This is a genomic window from Hydrotalea sp. AMD, from assembly GCF_004100315.1.
Taxonomy (GTDB): domain Bacteria; phylum Bacteroidota; class Bacteroidia; order Chitinophagales; family Chitinophagaceae; genus Hydrotalea; species Hydrotalea flava.
The window spans coordinates 1-606 of record NZ_SCKY01000112.1 but is presented as its reverse complement, the minus strand read 5'-3'; the positions used below and the strand labels follow the sequence as shown (position 1 = coordinate 606).

1 protein-coding gene is annotated in these 606 nt (G+C 35.8%); it reads right to left on the bottom strand.

The window, feature by feature from the left end; all coding sequences use genetic code 11:
• Positions 1–531 (bottom strand): transposase (locus EO766_RS18350; RefSeq protein WP_287101833.1); only part of this gene is annotated, 531 nt, incomplete at its 3' end.
• Positions 532–606: the final 75 nt, after the last annotated feature.

The following is a 606-nucleotide window of genomic DNA, read 5'->3' as shown; positions in this document are numbered from 1 at the left end:
ATCCATAAACATTTTCTGCAAGGCTTCTACATCATGTTCGCTACCAGGTGAAAAACAAATTTCAACCGGTATACCATTTTTGGTTGTAATCAACTGTACCTTTACCCCATAAAAATATTCCCTTTTACTGGCATTGAAGCCTCTCCACTGTTCTCCTGTTAATAATTTGCTCCTGTTAATACGTATGTTATGGCAGACTTTTAATGGAAACGAATCAATGATATATTCCAACTCTGCACACAAATATTTGAACATTCTGCCAATGTGTAAAAACAACCACATCAACAGCGAGGCAACCTTATGCAACCGTTTGTTAAAACCACTCTTGCCAATCATACCAGGTATCATAGCATGTGTGCGCATATAATTAATAGCATGAAACTGGTTTCCTTTAAAATAAAGAGCTGACACTATTGCCGTGCTTATGATCTCGCTATCACTAACTTTTCGTTCCTTGTGTTCATGATGATGGATGCCTTTCAATATATCATCCACTAAACAGTAAATTCCAATAACTTTGTCCTGAAGCATTTGAGTAGAAGTTTTGTTTTCGCAACTCAAAATTATTCCTATTTCAAATGCTTCTATTTTAGGAAACTTGGGTTA